The organism is Frankia gtarii, assembly GCF_025403375.1.
GTDB classification, from domain to species: Bacteria; Actinomycetota; Actinomycetes; order Frankiales; family Frankiaceae; genus Frankia; species Frankia gtarii.
This window is the reverse complement of sequence record NZ_JAMPTM010000116.1, coordinates 1-19,434: the sequence shown is the minus strand read 5'-3', so window position 1 is coordinate 19,434 and position 19,434 is coordinate 1. Positions and strand designations below refer to the sequence as shown.

The following is a 19,434-nucleotide window of genomic DNA, read 5'->3' as shown; positions in this document are numbered from 1 at the left end:
CTCCCACCCCCACGTCACCCTCCACACAGAGAACCAAGATTCAGGACAGGCACTCAGTCGCATCGGATGGATGAGATCTCCTCAACGAATACTACCGGGACATTTCTATACGATAATATCCTCGCATGGAAATCACCGCAGAGATCACAAGAATGACCATGGAGACATTTTCGGAAGAGGATAGGGAATTAGCCCTCAGCCTTCTACGAAGGAGCTCGCCCGAGACCTGGCAATCAGATACGGACCGCATTCTCCGGGCGATAGTTAAGCTCAGCACTGGTAGAATTTATCGCATCAAACATTACATCCGGCTAGCCGAGATCGACTATCGAGATGTACTGTACGAGGCCGGCGACTACTAGAAATCGATTGTCTTTATCCTGCCGGTCGGCGCATGCGGCTATGGCGCCGACCGGCTTCTGGTCGGTGCGCTGCGGGGCGGCGGGCAGCCACGCACGACCCGGCCGGGAGACTGGGCGGCGGCGGCCAACGTCGGGATCGCCTGCACCCCGACCTACAGCTGTGGCTGAACAGGATCGAGGCCCGGTCCACCACTCTGCGCGACTTCGCCCTCGACTGCACCGATCACCGCAACCACCGCGCCGAGGCCAGCATGATCCGCCGCTACATCATCTGGCGGAACAAGCACGCCCAGGACAAGCAGCTACGCCGACTCGTCGCCGGGGCGGACGTAGCTTGACGCGGTACCAGCGAAGCTGCGGTTCTACGGCTTCACCCAGAACCCCGCCCGCTGCTTCCCCGTGGTGCCGACTGGACCTACCTACCTACCTACCTACCTACCGAGCAGCGAGGCGGCGCTCCCGAGCGCGCTCGGGAGGCGGCTCTCACAGCCAACGACCGTAGCCGCGACAGAGAGGTCGGTCCCGCATACAGAACAACGCTCAGTCAGGTACCATGTTGAGGTGGAAATCACCTTTGACATTGTCGGGCTTTCGCCGCTACTCGGCGCAGTCGCCTTGCTTTTCTACGTCGAGGTGATTCGAGGTCGCCCCTTCTTCGGTCGGGCGATACGGTCGACATCGCTCGCGAGAGCATTTCTTTTCAGTGGTCTGGCGATCTTTCAGATCGAGTCGCCCCAGACGGCCGGAGTCGCAATATCGATAGCACTTCTCGTCTTGGCAGTGATATTTTTTCTCGCCGCTCTTTGTATCTGGGGATGGCAGGGTTGGAGCGGGCGCTCAGCCAAGAGTGAGCAGCATTTGGCGACACCCTCCGGGACCTGAATCCCCTACCTGTCAGCACGTGGTGGGACAGGTGACGCCTCATAGCGCGTGGACACGCGTCGCCACCGACTGCTGTTGCCCGGACAGCAGGTACTACTGCCCGGCGAGTGACGACATCGGGTGCCCGCGTCACAGCGGCTTCAACACATGCTGCGAACGGCAAGACGTGCGCATCCCGACCTCGCGTCGTCATCGACTGGTCTGGCGTCCGTCGCCAGGTGGCCACCCAGCCAAGGATCGTCAGCGGCGCATCAGCGCGGCGATGGCCGCACTGGACGAACGGCTGACGATCGGCGGGACCGCGGGGAGCACCCTGCAGGTGCCGCCGCTCTCCGCAGCGTGGCATACCGACTACCGACCGGTGCGGACGCGCATATGATTGCCGATAACTGCCTGATTCCCCACCTTCGGCAAGCCGGCCGCCGCGGACGAGTATCGGAGAACCATGACGCAGGGCGACGCCCACCCGCATCCGTTGACGCAGGCGAGCAGCAAGCCGCCTGCCGGCTGGGCCCCGGTGGACATCGACATCTCCACTCCCAGCATCGCCCGGGTCTACGACGCGATTCTCGGCGGAAAGGACAACTTCCCGGCGGATCGGGTCGTGGCCGACCAGTTCATGCAGTTCGTTCCCGGTGGGCGGGACGCCGCGCGGTACAACCGGGCACTGCTCAACCGAGGGGTGCGATACCTGGCGGAGCAGGGCGTCCGGCAGTTCATCGACCTCGGTTCGGGGCTGCCGACCGTCAGCAACACCCACCAGGCGGCGCAGGGCGTCGCGCCCGACGCGCGCGTGGTGTATGTCGACAACGATCCGCTCGTGCTTGCCCCACACACGTCCACCCAGTGACGATCGCTCTCCCGTTTGCGCACGCCAGGCGGGCGCAGGCAAACGTGCCGGGTTGCAGGTCGTAGACAAGGCTGACACCGCAGCGAGCTTTGAAGATCGAAGCTCGCCGTACATAACGGTGCGTGAACGAAAGAATAAGCGCGAAGCGAGGCATGATCTTACTGCGGGGGCATCTGCGCAGCAGGGAATCTAGATCATCTACGCGCGAGAGCTCCTACGTCAGAGTAGTTAGATGTGATCATTAATCACAGATAGTAACGCTCTTGACACTCTTCGCGGCTTCGTTTAAGAATATTCGCAATCAGGACTGTCGGTCTCTATTACTGCGGTAGCAGTTGGCTCGATCAACCAATCCGCCTACCTCCCGACGCACGCCTCTGCGAGGGACCTCCTCTCTAGCTAGGCGCTGTATCGGCATGTCGCCGCCTACGCGCCGAGAGGTGTTGCTGTACTGGTAGGGATGTGGAAGGACAAGCCCAGAGTCAGCCGAAAACTCCTGTATGAGCGACTCTTTTTCGCGCCAGCGCAAGGGATGTGCAAGCATGGAGAACTCAAGACGTCGTTTCCTCACAAACGCCATGGCTGGCTTGGCTGTGGCGTTCCCTGCGATAAAAGTCTTGGCCTCTGCAACGCCCGCCGCTGCCGATGGGTGCTGCTGCAATACCTACCTACAGTACGTAGGCAACGACTGCGGACAATACACCGGATGTCCCGTGGGAACCGGTCAAACATGCACAGGAACGTACTACATTCGCGATTCCTCTACTGGCGAATTTTGTGGCGAGTATTTTGAAAATCAAGGTCCCTGTCGTCGCTAAAGTCATAACCTATTCTAAATGGGAGTGTAGACAATGAAGTTCAGTACATTCGCTCACGTCGTCTCGCCTGACGACATTCGCGGAGGCGAGGGCGGTCGGCTTCTCAAAGACCTGCTCGAGGAGAGCGGCGGCCGATACGAGCATCGTCACGTGTTGCCAGACCGGGCAAAGAACGACATCCGAAAGCTCGCCGAGGCCACCTCGAATCCCGGACTAGCAGAAATTGCCGAGAAGTCCGAAATAGTGATCTCCTTGGAGCATCTTCGCGATCTCGATCCGAATACCACTCGCATCAGGATCGGCGCGCGGGTTGACCGCGAGGATAGTGACCCGCGGCCGCTGCCTGGATTCGATCGTTAATGGGCACACTCTCGGCGATCGCAGGTGTGTATCTGGTTGTCACTTTTACCTCTACTGGACTCGCCAAATTACGTCGACGCAAGCTTGCGGAAGTAGGAATTATCAGAGAAGGGACCATTCCTGCAAAACTCGCCTCCACTGCCGTTGTCTGCCTGTCGGTAATTGAGCTGGCGTTGGCGGTGCTCGTAATTTCAGCCGTCGATACTTTCGCGATTGGAATATCTACGGCAATCCTCTTTTTGAGCTTTGGCATCTATCGCATGACCAGCGCCATAAGAACTGGTCTCCTATCTTGCAGTTGCGCTGGAGGTGCGCGCATCAGCAAAGCGACCATTATGGGGACCTTGGGGGTGCTGGCCTCGTCGCTTATTCAGGGGGCGATCGCGCTATTATGGGCGTTCCGCCCAAGTCAGGGCGGGTGGTATATCCAGGCGTTTCTCGCAACCATTGGCATTTGCCTACTCTTCGCGTGTCTTCGTGGTGCAACTCTGCAACGCCGAGAGTTTAGAGAGGGCCTCGCCAGTTGATCATAAAAAAGGATTGAGATGGGGTTGATCGCCGCGATCCTCGAAATCATCGGGCGGCCGGCGTAGGCAGCTTCTCCACTCATTGAGCTTCCTCGTCGCTACTGTATCGCGCACCCTCTCTCGGACTCTCCTGCGGTCGCGGACGCGAGCACCAGTCTGGCACTGATGATATTGTGGGTCTGCGGTTGGCTGCCAGCATGGTGGACTCATGGAGATCCAGGCACCGCCGCCACCCAGAAAGGTAGCGACCCCCACGGCCGACATCCCCGTTGATTAGCACAGACCGGTCAAGGTAGTGGGTAGCGCCCCCGCCGCCTGAAACTCAATACCCTTCGCGGCAGCCCTTCGAGGGTGTGGCGGGCACGCTACCGCTACCCCACGGAAAAGGGCTATCCGACGACCGGCGCTGACCTCGCGCCGAGATCGTGCGCTTCCGTGGCCCCCGCACCGTGGCCTGCCGGCCGGATCCGTCGGTCGGCGCCCTCGGCACCCTTGGCGTGTGCAATCCAGGGGTGGTACCCATCGTGCTCGCGCACGGCCGGGCCCTGCTCGCCGAGAACCGCAACACCACTGTGATCACGGCCGACTTCCGGCACTCCCAGAAGGTCCTCGCCCACCCGGACCTACGCGCGCTGATCGATCTCGACCAGCCGGTCGGCCTGATCCTGTTCGGAGTCGTCCACCACATCAACGACGACGAGGACCCCGCCGGCATCATCCGGCGCTACCGGGACGCTCTGGCCGCCGGCAGCTACCTCTTTCTGACGCACTTCGTCGCACATGGCGAGCAGACGACCGAGCTGGAGAAGATGCTGCTGGCCGACCTCGGTACCGGACGGTTCCGGACTCTCGCGGAGATCGGTCTCGTCTACAACCCGCTGTGGCGGCCGCAGGAGCCGGTCCCCGAGCCGCTGACCCTCACCGAAAAGCTGGTCGCCGGGGGCCTCGCCCGCAAGGCCTGACCGCGCGGCCTCACCAGCCGCCACGACCGCGCATCGAAAAGGGGTCCGACCGGGTGCTCACGTTGAGCGAGCGGATCCAGGCTGCCTCCGACCGGACCAGAGCATCGCTGACCATCCCGACAAACGCACTGGCCCCTTCTTCCGCTTCCGTCTTCTCAGCCTAGGGCCAGGGTTCGGCGGTCTCACCCGGTCGGCGCATCAGCTTCGCCGGAAAGGCGGTCCACCGATCGAAAGGGCTGGGTGCGACTGTTCCGGATCATGAATGGTACGGAGATTGTCTGATGGTCGAGGACACGGAACGCGGATTCGACGCACAAGGCACCGGATCCTCCCAGTGGGACCTGCCGGAGAGTGTCTATCGCAACCTGCGTGACGAGGAGTACTTCGCGCTGCCACCGGCGACCCTGGCTCGTCTGGTCTTGTGCGACAGCGCGGCCACCCTGTCCGAGCTGTTCCAGGCCATGGTGGCCACCAACTTCGACAGGGACACCGGCCCTGGTGCGGCTGCGGACCAGATCCACCGGATGGTGTCCGTCGCGGTGGAGACGCTAGCCGCCGCGGTCGTGTACGAAAGGGCCCACGGTACCAGCTGGGACACCCTTGGAGATGCTCTCGGCACAACCGGACAGGCTGCGCAGGAAAGATTCCGCGCCGACGTGGCCAGATTCGAGGCCGGGCTGGACGTCCCCTACACCCTCGGCGGGGTCGGGCAGATCATCCGGGGGAATCTGCCCAGGGCGGCCCTGGCTCCACGCACCACAGCGGAACGTCTGGATCGGTGGCTTGTCTCGCGCAACAAGCCCGCGCATCGCGATGGCCAGCAGGCCGACAGCCTGAGCGCACGGCCAGTGTCCACCGGGACGCTCGATCGCGTCGAGCACCGGGCCGCGGAGCTGTCCGCCGCGATCCGGGCGGCAGGACGTCGCCTCACGTTGTCGCTGCAGCGGCGAGTCACGCCCGCCGTGATGACGAGGCGGATTCACCTGGAGCGCGACGTCGCGTGCTGCGAGGCCGCGTTGCGCGAACGACCGGAAGACCCGGAGGCGCTCCAAGCATTGGCCGCCGCCCGTTCCCGACTGGCCGAACACCGTAGCGGCCGTTGACCCTCTCCCTCGGCCAGGGTGCGGGCGGGCAGGCCGATGCCTACCGGGATGCTCGGCAGCGATGCCCGTCCAAGGATTCGGATCACGCTCTGCTCTGACCTGATGCCAGGCCCCTGGACCGAGGTCTGGCATCAGCATTAAGATGGGCTCTTACGACATAAGGTTACGAATCCAGGCGGCTGATCGATCCGAAGGCAGATGCTTCTTCTGGCGACTTTTCTGTCTATAACCTCGACAGTGGCCGCGGTGGGATCGGTAACGCGGCTGGGTAAAGAATGGAGATCTGTGGTGCCGCTGCCCGGTCGCAACTCGATCGCCACCAGCATCCTGGTCGGCGTGGTCTTCGGGGTCGCATCACTGCTGACCGATGTCCTCGTGAGCGGGGACTATTCCCGGCCCGGGGCAACGGTCGTCGCAATAGTTCCCGTTGGCGCAAACCTTTGGAAGCGAGCCTCGGCGAAGACGGCTGGAACGACCATCGAAAACAGGGCTATAAATTGTCCGAAGTAGAGGACTCGTCACACCTGCCCGGTTCAGCTGATCCGCTGGTTCAGGAGAGTGAAGCGATCCCGCCAACAAAGGAGGAGATGGGTTGTCAGGGCGGGGACACGAGGTTCTGACGGCACTGCGGACTGCGCTGGCTCACCCCGAATCGACGGGAAACTCATTTGCCAGCTGGCTTGATGGAATGAGTCAGGACGCAGCCGTGTGCGCTGTGTTCCGTAGCTGGTCATACATCAGCCGCGATGTCCTGGTCGGAGTTCGGTGGGAAGTTTACAGAAATCTATTGGGCGACGATGACGATCCCCTCGACTCACCGGATGAGTTGGCCTTCGAGCTGGTCTCTCAGTATGTCGAGGAGCCTCTTGGTTGGAGCGCCTTCCGGCTCGTTTCCGATCAACACGGTATCGGATGGATGGGCACCGTCGAAAAAGGTCCGCCAGCCGTGCCAGATTGGGTCCTGGAGCAAATCAGGAAATCCAGATAGGCGCTCACCATCTCCACAGTGCCTCGAACCGCAGCCGGTGGGGGCAGCCTCGCTCGTCGGCGCGGTGGCCTCCTCCCGATCATCAGCTCCGGCAGCGCGCACGTAGCCCCGGCGACGTCGGCGGCTCCCCGAACACTCTCCCCCTTCGTTGCGGAACAAGGAGTAGATCGTGACGCCGAGCGAGCCGGGCGCAGGACTCGTCGAACTCGACAGGCAGCTTCACCAGGAAATCGCGAGCAACAGGAGCGCCGTCGCTCAGCTCCTACGAGAAAAGGTACACGCCGCGCGAGGGATTGCACGGGTGCGCCTCACTTTCGAACTGATGCTGTTCGGGCTTCTAACCAAGCCGCGGTTTATGCATCGGATCGCGAAATGGTAGGACGCCCGTCAGGCACGGAAGGACCGGTTCACACCCCCGGTTCGCCGGATTTCGGCAATCATGACCGGTCTGCTGGTGATGGCGCCGCGTGGTCATGCCAGTCTCAGCTGTGTCGAACCGTCCCCGCGCATATCGGAAGAGAATGTTGTTGACGAATTTAGCTCCGGAACCATCGATCACAGCTCGCAGATATCCATGCCCCGCGTGCGCACTCATCGCCTTCTGGTGTCCGACCAGATCGGACTCGGCGAGCGGGATCCAACGGCCGCCCACCAGCATCAGGCCCTTGTAGCCGAAGTCATAGAGGTACTCGATGGTGGGAACGGCTGGAGATCGGGCTTCCTCGATCTCCACCAGCAGGTTTGGGCGCCATTTCTGAATGATGCCCGCGGCGCCACGAAGCGCGGGCAGCTCATGACCTTCAACATCGATCTTAACGCCGCGAGTTCCGGGTTGGGTTCGACGGTCACCACGGTCCGCGTGACGCGCGAGAGCCAGCAGGTCCATGGTCCGGGCTACTCCAACACCGCCACCGCCGTTCCAGGTTCCTGGCCTCACGGTGCCTCACGGTGTTCCGCGGAACCGCGCCAGCCCGGAGGGCGCGGCCGGCTATCCGACGCGCACCAGCGCGACGATGGAGTCGGTCGTCGTGCCGGGCTGGCCCTCCGGACCCCTGACCTGACGTGCCACGACGTCAGCCCGTTCGGTACGCCACCGCGCGGCGGGCAGGTCGAGGTCGGCGAGCACCTCCTCGGGCGTGGGAAGGTACAGCTCGGGGCTGTGTTCTGGACCATGGTGGTCGGCCCACGGCGGCAGCTCGAGGTGACCGACGACGAGAAGCGTCCCGCCGGGGGCGACGCGCTCGGCCGCGGACCTCAGCACCCTCTCCCGGGGGAACGCGACGGGCGAGTGCAGGAACTGCGCCGAGACCAGGTCGAAGCGCCCCTCGGGCAGGGTTCGGGTGAGGTCGTGGCGCTGCCAGTCGACGGCGCCGCCGACCCCGGCGGTCGCGGCCCGGTCGGCCGCTCGGGCCAGCGCGGTCGCCGAGATGTCGGCCGAGGTGACCTGCCAGCCCCGACCCGCGAGCCAGATGGCGTCGCTGCCGTCGCCGCAGCCCAGGTCGAGCGCGCTCCCTGGTTCGAGCCGCGCGGCGACGTCGACCAGGACCGGATTGGGATTGCCGCTCCAGAGCTGCTCGGCCTCGCGGTAGCGGGTCTCCCAGTACTGCTCGGCGTCGTACTCGTGCCGGTGGCCGAGTACCACCGCGTCGTCCGTCTCGTTGTGCATGCCGGCTCTCTCCCGTCCGTCGGTCACCTGGGCGCGACAGTCCACCGAGAACCTGGATTTGACAAGAATCTTTGCCAGGGTGGCAAATGGATGGATGCCCGACGACGTTTCCGCCTCTGCCGACGCGCCTGATCTGGACGGCGTCCTGCGTGCGATCGGCCCTCGGCTGCGGGCGCTGCGCCAGCAGCTTGGGGCGACGCTGCCGCAGCTGTCCGCCATGACCCGGATCTCGGTCAGCACGCTGTCGCGGCTGGAGTCCGGCCAGCGGCGGCCTTCCCTCGAACACCTGCTCCCACTGTCGCGCGTCTACCAGGTCCCACTGGATGAACTCGTCAACGCGCCCGTCGCCGGCGACCCGCGGGTCTACTCCCGTCCGATCACCCGGTCCGGTATGACGTTCTACCCGCTGTCGCGCCGCCCCGGCGGGCTGCAGGCGTACAAACAGATCATTCCGGCGCGCTGGCCCGGGTGCGAACCGAAGCTGCAGGTACACGAGGGCTACGAGTGGCTTTACGTGCTGTCCGGCCGGCTGCGCCTGTTGCTCGGCGAGCACGACATCGAACTCGTGGCCGGCGAGGTGGCCGAGTTCGACACCCATGTCCCGCACGCGTTCATCAACACCGGCGAAAAGCCGGTTGAGCTGCTCAGCCTGTTCGGACCCCAGGGCGAGCGGCTGCACGTCCGCGCCCGCCCGGCCGGTGTGCCGCGATAGTGCGCCCGCTGGTCCCGGTCCTGCGCGCAGCCTTCGATCCCCGTCTCCGTCCTTCAGCCTCAGGCAGCGTCGAGAGGCCATACTGGTCAGGTGGAGTACACCCTCGGGGTATTATCAGTACTTGGCCTGGCAGCCTTGTTTTTCCTCATCGAGACCGTCCGAGGCCGCCCCTTTTTCGGCAGGACGCGACAGTCAACATCACTCGCCAAGATACTTCTGTTCTCCGGTCTCACGATAAGTCAGCTCGGAATTTCCTCACGAGAACATCGGTGGACATCGATAGTTCTTTTATCATCGGGGCTGACTCTTATCATTGGAGCCCTGTGCGTGCGGCTGTGGCAGGATTGGCATGAGGGTCCGCCGTGGATGCGGCACTCGACCGCGACGGAAGAACGCCTGGCGCCGCCTCCTGAGAACTGACAGCCCAGTCCACTGTCGCAATGCCGGCTAATCCCGACGGGCGGGCGGATGGCGAGTTCGACGAGGTGCGCGGGCCATGCCGGTGCCGATTCAAAAAACCCGTGATGATCACGGTAGCTGCCCCACGTCCGCGCTCACCCGCGACCAGACCAACCCGACCACCTCGGAAGATCATCGCGCAGTATCAGCTTTGTACAGGAGGTATGAGACTTGACACTCGTCTCGACAGATCGTATCGCCGCTGGCGCCCTGATACTGACGCAGCTCCAAGCTGAAGTCGGGTCACTGTACACCAAACGTGACCTCGACCTAGAATCGTGGAGAAGATGGGAACAGAAGTCCGCCCTGTTCAAAACAAGGGCAGCCGAGTTCTATGCACCTTTCGATGCTGCCGCGGCCGCCCTCCGGGCGGGAGATCCGACAGGGTTGGAGACGGCAGTCCAGTTCCTCGAAGCCGACCCGTGGTGTTTTCGGTCCGGATACATGAAAGCTGGACTGATGCACCGCATCGCAAATAGCGCCGGCACCGAAGCGCACCGCCCCCGGCTTCAGGACATCGTGATGTACCTCCTACGGCACCCTCAGCCACGCCTTCTACCTCCCACCGTCCGTCTCGCTGCCGCCGTCTGGGACGATAACCTTCAGAACCGCGTCATTTCCCTCGCGGAAGAAGATTCTTCGGCGGCCGAGCAGCCCCAAGTCTTTACGCGCCTTGTTGCTCATCAGATCCGTACCATCCGGGGTCTCGGGCACGAGCGATGGTCACGCGTCGATCTTCAGGCGTGAACCCCTTCCGTAGCTGGTCGTACATCAGCCGTGATGTTTTGACCGGAGTTCGGTGGGAGGTTTACCGGAATCCGGCGGACGGCGACGACGATGTCCTCGGCTCACCAGCGGAGACGGCCTTCGAGTTGTTTTCCCAGTTTGTCGACGAGCCTCTTGGCCGGCGCGCCTTCCTACTCGCTCCCGATCAGCGCAGAAGGGGAAACGTATCTTCCCAGCCTCATCCACGGGAGATCCGAGACCTCGTGGCACGAGCTTTTCGCAGACGAGCTCGATATACAGCCAGGTCCGGCTCGACGCCAGCCCACCCATCGCGCAGAACCTCGGGTATGTCCGCGCAGGCGGTTCGATGATCCGGCCGCGACGCAGAGGACCGGTACGTCAGCCTCCGGCAGCTGGCGCGACTCCTCCCGCCTCCCGCGACGGAGGTCCATGCCCGAGGTGGATCCCCGTCCCCGTCCTGCCGACACAGGCCGCGTCGGGGGCCATACTCGTAGGGTGGCTTACACTTTTGGGCTGTCACCAGTATTTGGCTTGATCGCTCTGTTCTTCCTGGCTGAGGTGGTCCGGGGCCGCCCCCCTGTCGGTGGGGCACGACGGTCGACGTCGCTCGCCAGGGCATTCCTATTCGGCGGACTGGCAATAAATCAGGTCGCGCTTTCTTCGGGCGAGGAGCGGTGGGCATCGCCAGCTCTCTTCATATCAGGGTTGGCTCTCTTCGTCGGAGCCCTGTGCGTGTGGATATGGCAAGGTTGGAATGAGGGTCCGCGGACGCGGCGCTCGACCGCGACGGAAGAAAACCTGCCGCCGCCTTCCGAGAACCGACCAGCCGCATCCCGAGTCGTGAATTTTTCGACGGAATGATCGAGATGCGCAGGAACCCCAAGAAGAAACGTCTCAGAATCGCCGGCATGATTCTTTTCCTCCTCACGCTGCTGATAGCATCCTTCGAATTTTTCGCATTCGATGATATTAGGTCGGCCATCACGGCAGGGGGCTCCGGGGTTCTTACCTGCATTTTGATCTTGAAGGCGGCCGAATCGCCAGCCGAAGAAGGCGCGGAGACCCCTGGCGACCAGGCGCCGAGTTCGGCGGAACAGTCCGGGGCATGACCCGACGGATCAACAAGATCGTGAACGAGTTCTGCCTGGCCACCGGCTGAGACGCCGGTAGCGGCGACACGGCTCGCGCACCCGGCTTCGCGCGGCGGGCGCGGGCCCTGCACCGCTGCGGGCACGGTCCGGAGCCGGCCGAGTCGGGCGGGGCGTCCGAGCTGGCCGTAGCGGAGCCCGCTCGGTGCGCGGAGCAAATCCGAGTAGTCCTGACTGTTGCGGCGTATAGCGTCGAACCTGTCGCGACGGCGCGAAACCTCGGGGTGGCTCTTCTGCCGGCCCCCGCGCCGCTCGTCGGCGGCGCAGGAGAGGACGCGCGATGTTCCCGCTGGGGATGCTGTCGGGCTTGGCCGTACTCACCGCGGCGGCGGTCCTCGCCGCGGTGTTCTGGTCGGCGGGCTGGTGGGTGGCGGTCGCGGTGTTCGCCGCGTTACTGGCGCTGGCGGTCCACGACGTCGTCCAGCGCCGGCACGCGATCCTGCGCACCTACCCGGTGGCCGGGCACCTGCGCTTCATGCTGGAGAAGATCCGCCCGGAGATCCAGCAGTACTTCGTCGAGCGCAACGTCGACGGCCGTCCGTTCGATCGTGAGATTCGCACGACGATCTACGAGCGTGCCAAGGGCGTCCACAGCGACCAGGCGTTCGGCACTGAACGGGACGTCAACGCCGTCGGCTACGAGTTCCTGCCCCACGCGACGGTCCCGGTTCCCGTCGCGCCGGGCGCGCCGCCCCCGCGGGTGCGTGTCGGCGGGCCGGACTGCACCCAGCCGTACGACATCGCGCTGCTCAACGTCTCCGCGATGAGTTTCGGCTCGCTGTCCGGTAACGCGGTGCTGGCGATGAACCGCGGCGCCGCCGCCGGCGGCTTCGCCCACGACACCGGCGAGGGTGGGCTCACCGAGCATCACCTGCGCCACGGCGCCGACCTCGTCTGGGAGATCGGCAGCGGCTACTTCGGCGCGCGCACCGACGGCGGTGACTTCGACCCGGCGATGTTCAAGGACAAGGCGGCGCTGCCGGCCGTGAAGATGGTGGAACTCAAGCTCAGCCAGGGCGCGAAGCCGGGGCTCGGCGGCATCCTGCCGGCGGCGAAGGTCAGCGCCAAGATCGCCACGGCCCGCGGCGTGCCCGCCGGGGTCACCTGCGAGAGCCCGCCCGCGCACCGGGTGTTCGCCACCCCGCGGGAGCTGGTGCTGTTCGTGGCGCGGATGCGGGAGCTCGCCGGTGGCAAGCCGACCGGGTTCAAGCTGTGCGTGGGGTCACGCCGGGAGCTGCTCGCGATCTGCCGGGCCATGCTGGCCGAGGGCGTCACCCCGGACTTCATCGTCGTCGACGGCTCCGAGGGCGGCACCGGCGCCGCACCGCTCGAATACGAGGACAACGTCGGCACCCCGCTCACCGAAGGGCTGATCATGGTGCACAACGCGCTGGTCGGCACGGGTCTGCGGGACCGGATCCGGATCGGGGCGAGCGGCAAGGTCGCCACCGGCACAGACATCGTCAAGCGGCTCGCCCAGGGCGCCGACTACACCAACTCGGCCCGCGCGATGATGATGGCGGTCGGCTGTATCCAGGCGCTGCGCTGCCACACCAACACCTGCCCGACCGGGGTGGCCACCCAGGACCCGCGCCGCGCCCGCGCCCTCGACGTCGCAGACAAGGGCGAGCGGGTCCACCGCTACCAGCAGGCCACCGTCGCCACCGCCGTGCAGCTGATGGCCTCACTGGGCTGCGCCCACCCGGACGAGCTGCACCCCGGGATGCTGATGCGCCGGCTCACCCACACCGACACCCGCAGCTACGCCGAGCTCTACTCCTGGCTGGAGCCCGGCGAGCTGCTCGCCGAACCGCCGGCGAGCTGGGCCGCCGACTGGGCGGCAGCCGACCCCGACCACTTCCGGGCCCAGCAGTAGGCCTCGAGCAACCGACGGGACAGGAAAACGATGGCTGGACGAACGATCGTGATCACCGGGGCCAGCGACGGGATCGGCGCGGCGGCGGCCAGGCGACTGTCGCTGGCAGGTGAATCTGTGGTCATCGTGGGTCGTTCACCGCAGAAGACGGCCGCCGTCGCCGCCGAGCTGGGCGCCGACCATCTCCTCGCCGACTTCGCGGATCTGGCGCAGGTCCGCGCCCTCGCCGACGAGCTGCGCAAGCGCTACCCGACGATCGACGTGCTGGCCAACAACGCCGGTGGCGTCATGTCCCGCGAACGCCAGCTCACCGTGGACGGCCACGAGCTGACCTTTCAGGTCAACCACCTGGCTCCCTTCCTGCTCACGACGCTGCTGCTGGACCGGCTGGTCGAGTCCCGGGCCCGTGTGCTGAACACGTCGAGCATCGGAAACAAGCTCCTGGGCAATGTCGACATCGACGATCTCGACGCCGAGCGCACGTTCAGGGCCAGCAAGGCCTACGGCGACGCCAAGCTGGAGAACATCCTGTTCACCCGGGAACTGCACCGCCGCTACCACGAGCGGGGGATCTCGACGGCGGCCTTCCACCCGGGCGCCGTCGCCTCGAACTTCTCCAGCGGGTCCGGCTCGCCGGTCATGCGCGCGCTCTACGGGTCTCCCCTGAAGCACGTGTTCCTGATCAGTCCGGACAAGGGCTCCGATCAACTGGTGTGGTTGGCGACGTCCAAGCCCGGTTCGGACTGGCAGTCGGGGCAGTACTACGTCAAGCGGAAAATCGGGTCGGCGAACAAGCAGGCCGACGACGCGGACCTGGCCCGCCAGCTGTGGGAACGCAGCGAAGCCATGATTGCCAAAACGGCCTGACCGGCCCGACCCGCCCCCGCCCGCGCGAGGTCGGTTGAGTTTCGCCGTCGGGCCGGGTCGTGTAGGCAGAGACCCGGACGTCGCCAGCGGGCTCGTGGACCCGGCCCGGGAGCTGGGAGCCGGGTGCCAGGAGGAGGCCGGATGGACGGCTTGCGGGGCGACGGCTTGCAGGGCGACGGCTTGCGGGTCGACAGCCCGGCCGGCCGCTGGGTGCTCGCCGCCACGGTGCTCGGCTCGGCGATCGCCTCGATCGACGCGACCGTGGTAGGTATCGCGCTGCCGGCGATCGGCCGTGACTTCGACGCCGGCCTGGCGTCGTTGCAGTGGGTGGTGACCGGATACACGCTGACCCTGGCCGGGTTGCTGCTGGTCGCCGGGGACCTCGGGGACCGCTACGGGCGACGCCGGATCTTTCTGATCGGCGTGGTGTGGTTCGTCGTCGCGTCGATGGGCGCCGCCGTGGCGCCGAACGCCCCGGTGCTCATCGGTTCCCGGGCGTTGCAGGGGGTGGGGGCGGCCCTGCTGACCCCTGGCAGCCTGGCGATCCTCGAGGCGAGTTTCGCGCCGCAGGACCGCAGCCGGGCGATCGGCGCCTGGTCGGGGCTCAGCGGGGTGGCCCTGGCAATCGGGCCGTTCCTGGGCGGCTGGCTGGTCGAGGTCTGGTCGTGGCGGCTGATCTTCCTGATCAACCTGCCGGTGGCCGCCGTGGTCATCGTGCTGACCTGGCGTCACGTGCCCGAATCCCGCGACCCGCAGGTCGGCGGCCGGGTCGACGTGAGCGGCGGGGCGCTGGTCACCCTCGGCCTGGTCGGGTTGACCTACGGGCTCATCGAGGGACCGGGTACCGGCTGGACCACGCCGGCCGTGCTCGTCGCCCTAGTCGCCGGCGCGCTGCTGCTCACCGCCTTCGTCGGCTGGGAACGCCGGACGCCGGCGCCGATGCTGCCGCTGGAGTTGTTCGCCGCCCGTCAGTTCGCCGCGACGAACCTGGTGACCTTCGCCGTGTATGCGGCGCTCGGTGGCGCCCTGTTCCTGCTGCCGATCCAGCTCCAGCAGGTCTGCGGCTACAGCCCGCTGCAGTCCGGTGTTGCACTGCTGCCCGTGACGGTGATCATGCTGCTGCTGTCCGCCCGGTCCGGGGCGCTCGCCACCCGGATCGGCCCGCGGCTGCAGATGAGCGCGGGGCCGGTGCTCGTCGGGGTGGGCCTGGCGCTGTTCACCCGGGTCGACGCCGCCGGGAACTACCTGACCGCGGTGCTGCCCGCCGTGGCCGTGTTCGGCCTGGGCCTGGCCACGACGGTGGCGCCGCTGACGGCAACCGCGCTGGCCGCCGTGCCCGCGCGGCACGCGGGCATCGCCTCGGCGGTGAACAACGACGTGGCCCGGGCGGCCGGCCTGATCGCCGTCGCGGTCCTGCCCGCGGCCGCCGGCATCACCGGCGCCTCCTACCTGCGCCCGGCGGAGTTCTCCCGCGGCTTCCACACCGCGGCGCTGCTCGCGGCGGGGCTGTGCGCGCTCGGCGGCGTCGTCGCCGCGCTGACCATCCGCAATCCGCCCAGGCCGACCACGGCGGCCGAACCAGCCCCGTCGGCCGCGCGTGCGGAACCGACCACCCCGGCCGCTGCCGGCACCCCCGCCACCACGGGCACACCAGCAGGTACGGACGCCCCGGCAGCCACAGCCACACCGGCCGTCACGGGCACACCGGCCGTCACGGGCACACCGGTGCCGCGATGGAGCCACTGTTGCCTGGACGCGCCGCCGCCGCCCCATCGGGACTTCCGCAGCGTCCCCGAACCCCGCTGACCCTCGGCCAGCTCCTGGGTCCTGACCGCGGCGTGCCGAGCGGCCGGCCGCCTGCCGAAAACTGTCGGTGGAGGTGGCTACGGTTCCGGCGTGGGACGCACCGCCGGCTGACGGCCGGTGTCGCCGCGTCGCCCGCCCCGTTCTCCCGTCCGGAAAGGCCGAGCCCATGTCCTCCATCACCCCGTGCCTGTGGTTCGACGATCAGGGCGAGCAGGCCGCGGAGTTCTACACGTCGATCTTCCCAAACTCGAAGATCACCAACATCGCCCGCTTCGGTCCCGGCGGCCCGCGCCCGGAGGGCACGGTGATGACGGTCCAGTTCGAGCTCGACGGGCGGGAGTACGTCGCGCTCAACGGCGGACCCGCGTTCACCTTCACGGAGGCCATCTCCCTGCAGGTGTTCTGCGGTTCCCAGGCCGAGGTCGACGAGTACTGGGCGCGGCTCACCGACGGCGGGCAGGAGAGCCAATGCGGGTGGCTCAAGGACCGCTACGGGCTGTCCTGGCAGATCGTGCCGACCGCGCTGGGCGAGCTGCTCGGCGATCCCGATCTGGACCGGGCGCGGCGGGCGACCGAGGCGATGCTGCGGATGAAGAAGATCGACGTCGCGGAGCTCCGCCGCGCCGCGGACGGCACCTGATCTCTAAGATCGGCCGGGTGCCCAGAATCCTCGTGGTCGGCGCGTCCGGCTCCGGGAAGACGACGTTCGCCCGGCGGGTGGCCGCCACGCTCGGCATCCCGCACGTCGAGCTCGACGCCCTGCATCACGGTCCCGGCTGGACAGTGCGGCCGACCTTCGTCGCCGACGTGGACGCCGCGACGGCGGCGCCCGCGTGGGTCGTCGACGGGAACTACTCGGCGGTCCGCGAACTCGTGTGGGCGCGCGCGGACACGATCATCTGGTTGGACCTGCCACGGTGGCTGGTGGAGTGGCAGGTCATCCGGCGCACGGCCGGCCGGCTGGTGCTGCGCAGGCCGCTGTGGAACGGCAACCATGAGCGCTGGCGCACGCTGCACCGGGCCAGTCACCCCATCCGCTGGTCCTGGCGCAAGCACGGCGAGTACCGCACCAGCTACGGCGACCGCTTCACGGCCGGCGATCCGGACGGCCGGCGGCTCGTCCGGCTACGCAGCCGCCGCGAGGCGAAGGCGTGGTCTCCCGTCCAGCCTGCCTGAGGCGCCGGAGAGGGCCGGCCGCCGCTGCGGCCGCCGTCCCCGGCGCCGTGGCGTCAGGCGAGCGGCACCACCAGTTCGGACGGGCTGGCGGCGGGCGAGCCGATCGTCGCGGTCCCGTCCGCGCGGTTCATGTCGTAGTACAGCGCGTCCCTGGTATCGATGACCAGGGAGAGCCGATGGCCGAACGGCAGGTCGTGCGCGACCGGGTCGAACGTGAGCCGCAAGGGCAACGCGACGTTCGGGGTGGCCTCCTGGTAGCTGTCGACCGCCTTGGCGATCAGCGTCGAGCTGCCCTGGAGGTCCGTGTCGTAGAGGTAGGCGACCAGGGTGCCGGCGTCCGAGTTGGGGGTGACGCTCAGGTTCAGTTCCGGCGAGCCGCGGAGCTTCTGCGTCGCGAAGGTCGGCGCCGCCTGCCACACCGCGCCGTGTTTGCGATCGACCGTGCCGAGGTTCAGCTCGCTGGGCCGGTGGGTGATCCCATCCAGGAACTTGGTCACCAGGATCGTGCCGGCGTTCGCCGTGGTGTCCGCGTCCGCGCTGAACGTCGTCGACCAGTCCCCGGTCTCGGCGGAGGCCGACAGTTGCCCCGTGCCGAGCACGGCGGGGCCGAGCCGCAGGGTCGTGTGATCGCCGGTGATGCCGGCCACGGTCTGGTAGGTCTCGACGGTGCCGCCGTCCGTGAGCAGCCGGACCGGCGCGGGCGCCGGTCCCTGCGCGGCGGTCGACGTGGGGATCAGGAAGTGGTCGAACCAGTCCCAGGCCGCCGTCCAGGTGTCGTTGGGAATACCGAACAGGCCGGTTACCTCGTTCGTCGCATGGTCACCGGGGCTGAGACGAATTGTCTTGGGCCCGGTCAGCCGGTCGAAGAAGGCCAGTTGGGAGGCTGGTGGGAAATAGCCGTCGCTGTAGGAGGTCGACATGAAGACCGCCGGCCGGCGGGTGTTGAACCGGTCGAGGTATGTTCCGGCGCCGCGTGTCCTTGCCCAGGACATCACCCGGGGCATGTTGCGGAAAGCCCGGTAGTCGTCGACGGTCGCGCGGAACTCGGGGCTGCTGCGGCCGGATTTCTCCTGCAGCGTCGTCATCAGGTCGAGTGCCGCCTTGTGCCGGGTGTTCGCGTCGTACAGGGACGTCCCGAAGTCCACCCAGCCGCTCAGTGAGGCGACCGCCCGGATGCGGGAGTCGGCGGCCGCCGCCAGCAGGGCGATGCCGCCGCCGTAGGACAACCCGGCGACGCCGACGCGGCCCGCGGCGACGGCGAAGCGGCTGCTCGCCCAGGTGATGACGTCCGAGACGTCCGAGACGTCCAGGGGACCGGCGACGTCGACCGTGCCGCCGGAACCGTAGAAGCCGCGGGTCGTGTAGGCGACGGCGGCATAACCGCGTTGCACCAGCAGATCGACCTGGGACTGCATGCTGGTGTCCTGGAAGCCCCAGGCCGCCGGGAGCACGACGAGGGGATGCGCGCCGCCGCCGGCCGGCACACCCGTGATCGCGGTCAGGATCGTGCCGTCCGTGGTCCGGATCGTGACCTTGTTCGTCGGCGCGGCGCTCGTCGCCGCCGCGGCTGGCTGGGTGGGCACCGGTGATCCGCTCGGCGGCGGGGCGCCCTGGGCGGCGAGCGCCGACGGTTGGGTCGCGGCGGACGCTGCCGCCGGGGCGCCGGAGATCGGCGCCGCCGCGGGAACCAGACCGGCGGAGGACGTCTCCTGCCCGCGATCGCAGCCGACGACCACGGTGCAGGAAAGGACACCCAGCGCCAGCGTCGCCGACAACAGCGGAACAGATGGACGGAATTTCCGGGGGCGCCGTCGGTCGGCGCGCCCGTGCCACGGAGGCATTCTCAGGTCTCCCATCGGTCATCCCCACCCCTGACGGGCCCAGGTCTATCCGTTTACGTCCGATTTGCGCAAGTATTGGCGACGGCGCGTATAGCGCCTTCAGGCCAGCGCGATCCCGCGACGTGGGGATATCCGCCCGAAAAACATTCCGCGTGACTGCGGGCAGACAAGCGCGCTGTGCTACGCGAAACGCGGTTGCGACTGGGCGGCGACGACATGACCGCCGGGCACGCCGAACACCTGTCTCTTATACACAATTGACGCTGCCGACGGCTTAATAAGGG

At 66.7% G+C, this 19,434-nt stretch carries 15 protein-coding genes and 1 pseudogene; 13 read left to right on the top strand and 3 right to left on the bottom strand.

Going from position 1 to position 19,434, the window contains the following annotated elements; genetic code table 11:
* The first annotated feature begins 394 nt into the window (after positions 1–394).
* From NBZ83_RS17530 to NBZ83_RS17505, 6 genes and pseudogenes are all read left to right on the top strand, one after another.
* A complete protein-coding gene (locus tag NBZ83_RS17530; RefSeq protein ID WP_261569255.1) occupies positions 395–700 on the top strand; it encodes a hypothetical protein in 306 nt (101 codons plus the stop codon).
* A gap of 989 nt (positions 701–1,689) precedes the next feature.
* Positions 1,690–2,073 (top strand): annotated as a pseudogene (locus NBZ83_RS17525) (SAM-dependent methyltransferase); the annotation flags it as partial.
* An 872-nt stretch (positions 2,074–2,945) separates the two neighbouring features.
* Complete coding sequence (locus NBZ83_RS17520; RefSeq protein ID WP_261569254.1) at positions 2,946–3,272, top strand: hypothetical protein; 327 nt, start codon at positions 2,946–2,948, stop codon at positions 3,270–3,272.
* On the top strand, positions 3,272–3,799 hold the full coding sequence (locus NBZ83_RS17515) for a MauE/DoxX family redox-associated membrane protein (protein ID WP_261569253.1): 528 nt from the start codon (positions 3,272–3,274) through the stop codon (positions 3,797–3,799). Before NBZ83_RS17520 ends, NBZ83_RS17515 begins: the two co-directional genes overlap by 1 nt.
* Positions 3,800–4,323: 524 nt before the next feature.
* Entirely contained in the window at positions 4,324–4,761 is a 438-nt protein-coding gene (locus NBZ83_RS17510) for an SAM-dependent methyltransferase (RefSeq protein ID WP_308203370.1), read from the top strand.
* Positions 4,762–5,042: 281 nt separating this feature from the next.
* A complete protein-coding gene (locus NBZ83_RS17505; RefSeq protein WP_261569252.1) occupies positions 5,043–5,864 on the top strand; it encodes a hypothetical protein in 822 nt (273 codons plus the stop codon).
* 1,325 nt (positions 5,865–7,189) lie between these two features.
* Here the strand turns inward: NBZ83_RS17505 and NBZ83_RS17500 are convergent.
* Complete coding sequence (locus NBZ83_RS17500) at positions 7,190–7,738, bottom strand: FkbM family methyltransferase (RefSeq protein WP_261569251.1); 549 nt, start codon at positions 7,736–7,738, stop codon at positions 7,190–7,192.
* Between the two features lie 102 nt (positions 7,739–7,840).
* A complete protein-coding gene (locus NBZ83_RS17495) occupies positions 7,841–8,518 on the bottom strand; it encodes a class I SAM-dependent methyltransferase (protein WP_261569250.1) in 678 nt (225 codons plus the stop codon).
* 94 nt (positions 8,519–8,612) lie between these two features.
* On the opposite strand from NBZ83_RS17495, the gene NBZ83_RS17490 reads away from it, so the two are divergent.
* The 7 genes from NBZ83_RS17490 (at position 8,613) to NBZ83_RS17460 (ending at position 17,309) form a co-directional block, all read left to right on the top strand.
* The gene (locus NBZ83_RS17490; protein WP_261575401.1) at positions 8,613–9,230 is read left to right on the top strand and encodes a helix-turn-helix domain-containing protein; all 618 of its coding nucleotides are present in this window, start codon (positions 8,613–8,615) and stop codon (positions 9,228–9,230) included.
* Between the two features lie 630 nt (positions 9,231–9,860).
* Positions 9,861–10,436: a hypothetical protein gene (locus tag NBZ83_RS17485; protein WP_261575400.1), complete on the top strand. Its 576-nt coding sequence runs from the start codon at positions 9,861–9,863 to the stop codon at positions 10,434–10,436.
* Between the two features lie 1,428 nt (positions 10,437–11,864).
* Entirely contained in the window at positions 11,865–13,460 is a 1,596-nt protein-coding gene (locus NBZ83_RS17480; protein ID WP_261575399.1) for an FMN-binding glutamate synthase family protein, read from the top strand.
* 30 nt (positions 13,461–13,490) lie between these two features.
* Entirely contained in the window at positions 13,491–14,327 is an 837-nt protein-coding gene (locus tag NBZ83_RS17475) for an SDR family NAD(P)-dependent oxidoreductase (protein WP_261569247.1), read from the top strand.
* A gap of 141 nt (positions 14,328–14,468) precedes the next feature.
* Positions 14,469–16,133 carry a DHA2 family efflux MFS transporter permease subunit gene (locus tag NBZ83_RS17470; RefSeq protein WP_261575398.1) on the top strand — a complete coding sequence of 555 codons (1,665 nt, stop codon included), beginning with the start codon at positions 14,469–14,471 and terminating at the stop codon, positions 16,131–16,133.
* Positions 16,134–16,299: 166 nt separating this feature from the next.
* Positions 16,300–16,773, top strand: coding sequence for a VOC family protein (locus tag NBZ83_RS17465; protein ID WP_261575397.1), 474 nt, complete (start codon positions 16,300–16,302; stop codon positions 16,771–16,773).
* 17 nt (positions 16,774–16,790) lie between these two features.
* Entirely contained in the window at positions 16,791–17,309 is a 519-nt protein-coding gene (locus NBZ83_RS17460; protein WP_261575396.1) for an AAA family ATPase, read from the top strand.
* A gap of 53 nt (positions 17,310–17,362) precedes the next feature.
* Here NBZ83_RS17460 and NBZ83_RS17455 read toward each other — a convergent pair whose 3' ends face one another.
* On the bottom strand, positions 17,363–19,084 hold the full coding sequence (locus tag NBZ83_RS17455) for a CocE/NonD family hydrolase (protein ID WP_261569243.1): 1,722 nt from the start codon (positions 19,082–19,084) through the stop codon (positions 17,363–17,365).
* Between the last annotated feature and the right edge of the window lie 350 nt (positions 19,085–19,434).

What these genes read in the sequence shown, in the direction of transcription:
- NBZ83_RS17530 (WP_261569255.1), top strand. Translation starts at nt 395, where the DNA reads ATGCGGCTATGGCGCCGACCGGCTTCTGGTCGGTGCGCTGCGGGGCGG.
- NBZ83_RS17520 (WP_261569254.1), top strand. Translation starts at nt 2,946, where the DNA reads ATGAAGTTCAGTACATTCGCTCACGTCGTCTCGCCTGACGACATTCGC.
- NBZ83_RS17515 (WP_261569253.1), top strand. Translation starts at nt 3,272, where the DNA reads ATGGGCACACTCTCGGCGATCGCAGGTGTGTATCTGGTTGTCACTTTT.
- NBZ83_RS17505 (WP_261569252.1), top strand. Translation starts at nt 5,043, where the DNA reads ATGGTCGAGGACACGGAACGCGGATTCGACGCACAAGGCACCGGATCC.
- NBZ83_RS17500 (WP_261569251.1), bottom strand. Translation starts at nt 7,738, where the DNA reads ATGGACCTGCTGGCTCTCGCGCGTCACGCGGACCGTGGTGACCGTCGA.
- NBZ83_RS17495 (WP_261569250.1), bottom strand. Translation starts at nt 8,518, where the DNA reads ATGCACAACGAGACGGACGACGCGGTGGTACTCGGCCACCGGCACGAG.
- NBZ83_RS17490 (WP_261575401.1), top strand. Translation starts at nt 8,613, where the DNA reads ATGCCCGACGACGTTTCCGCCTCTGCCGACGCGCCTGATCTGGACGGC.
- NBZ83_RS17480 (WP_261575399.1), top strand. Translation starts at nt 11,865, where the DNA reads ATGTTCCCGCTGGGGATGCTGTCGGGCTTGGCCGTACTCACCGCGGCG.
- NBZ83_RS17475 (WP_261569247.1), top strand. Translation starts at nt 13,491, where the DNA reads ATGGCTGGACGAACGATCGTGATCACCGGGGCCAGCGACGGGATCGGC.
- NBZ83_RS17470 (WP_261575398.1), top strand. Translation starts at nt 14,469, where the DNA reads ATGGACGGCTTGCGGGGCGACGGCTTGCAGGGCGACGGCTTGCGGGTC.
- NBZ83_RS17465 (WP_261575397.1), top strand. Translation starts at nt 16,300, where the DNA reads ATGTCCTCCATCACCCCGTGCCTGTGGTTCGACGATCAGGGCGAGCAG.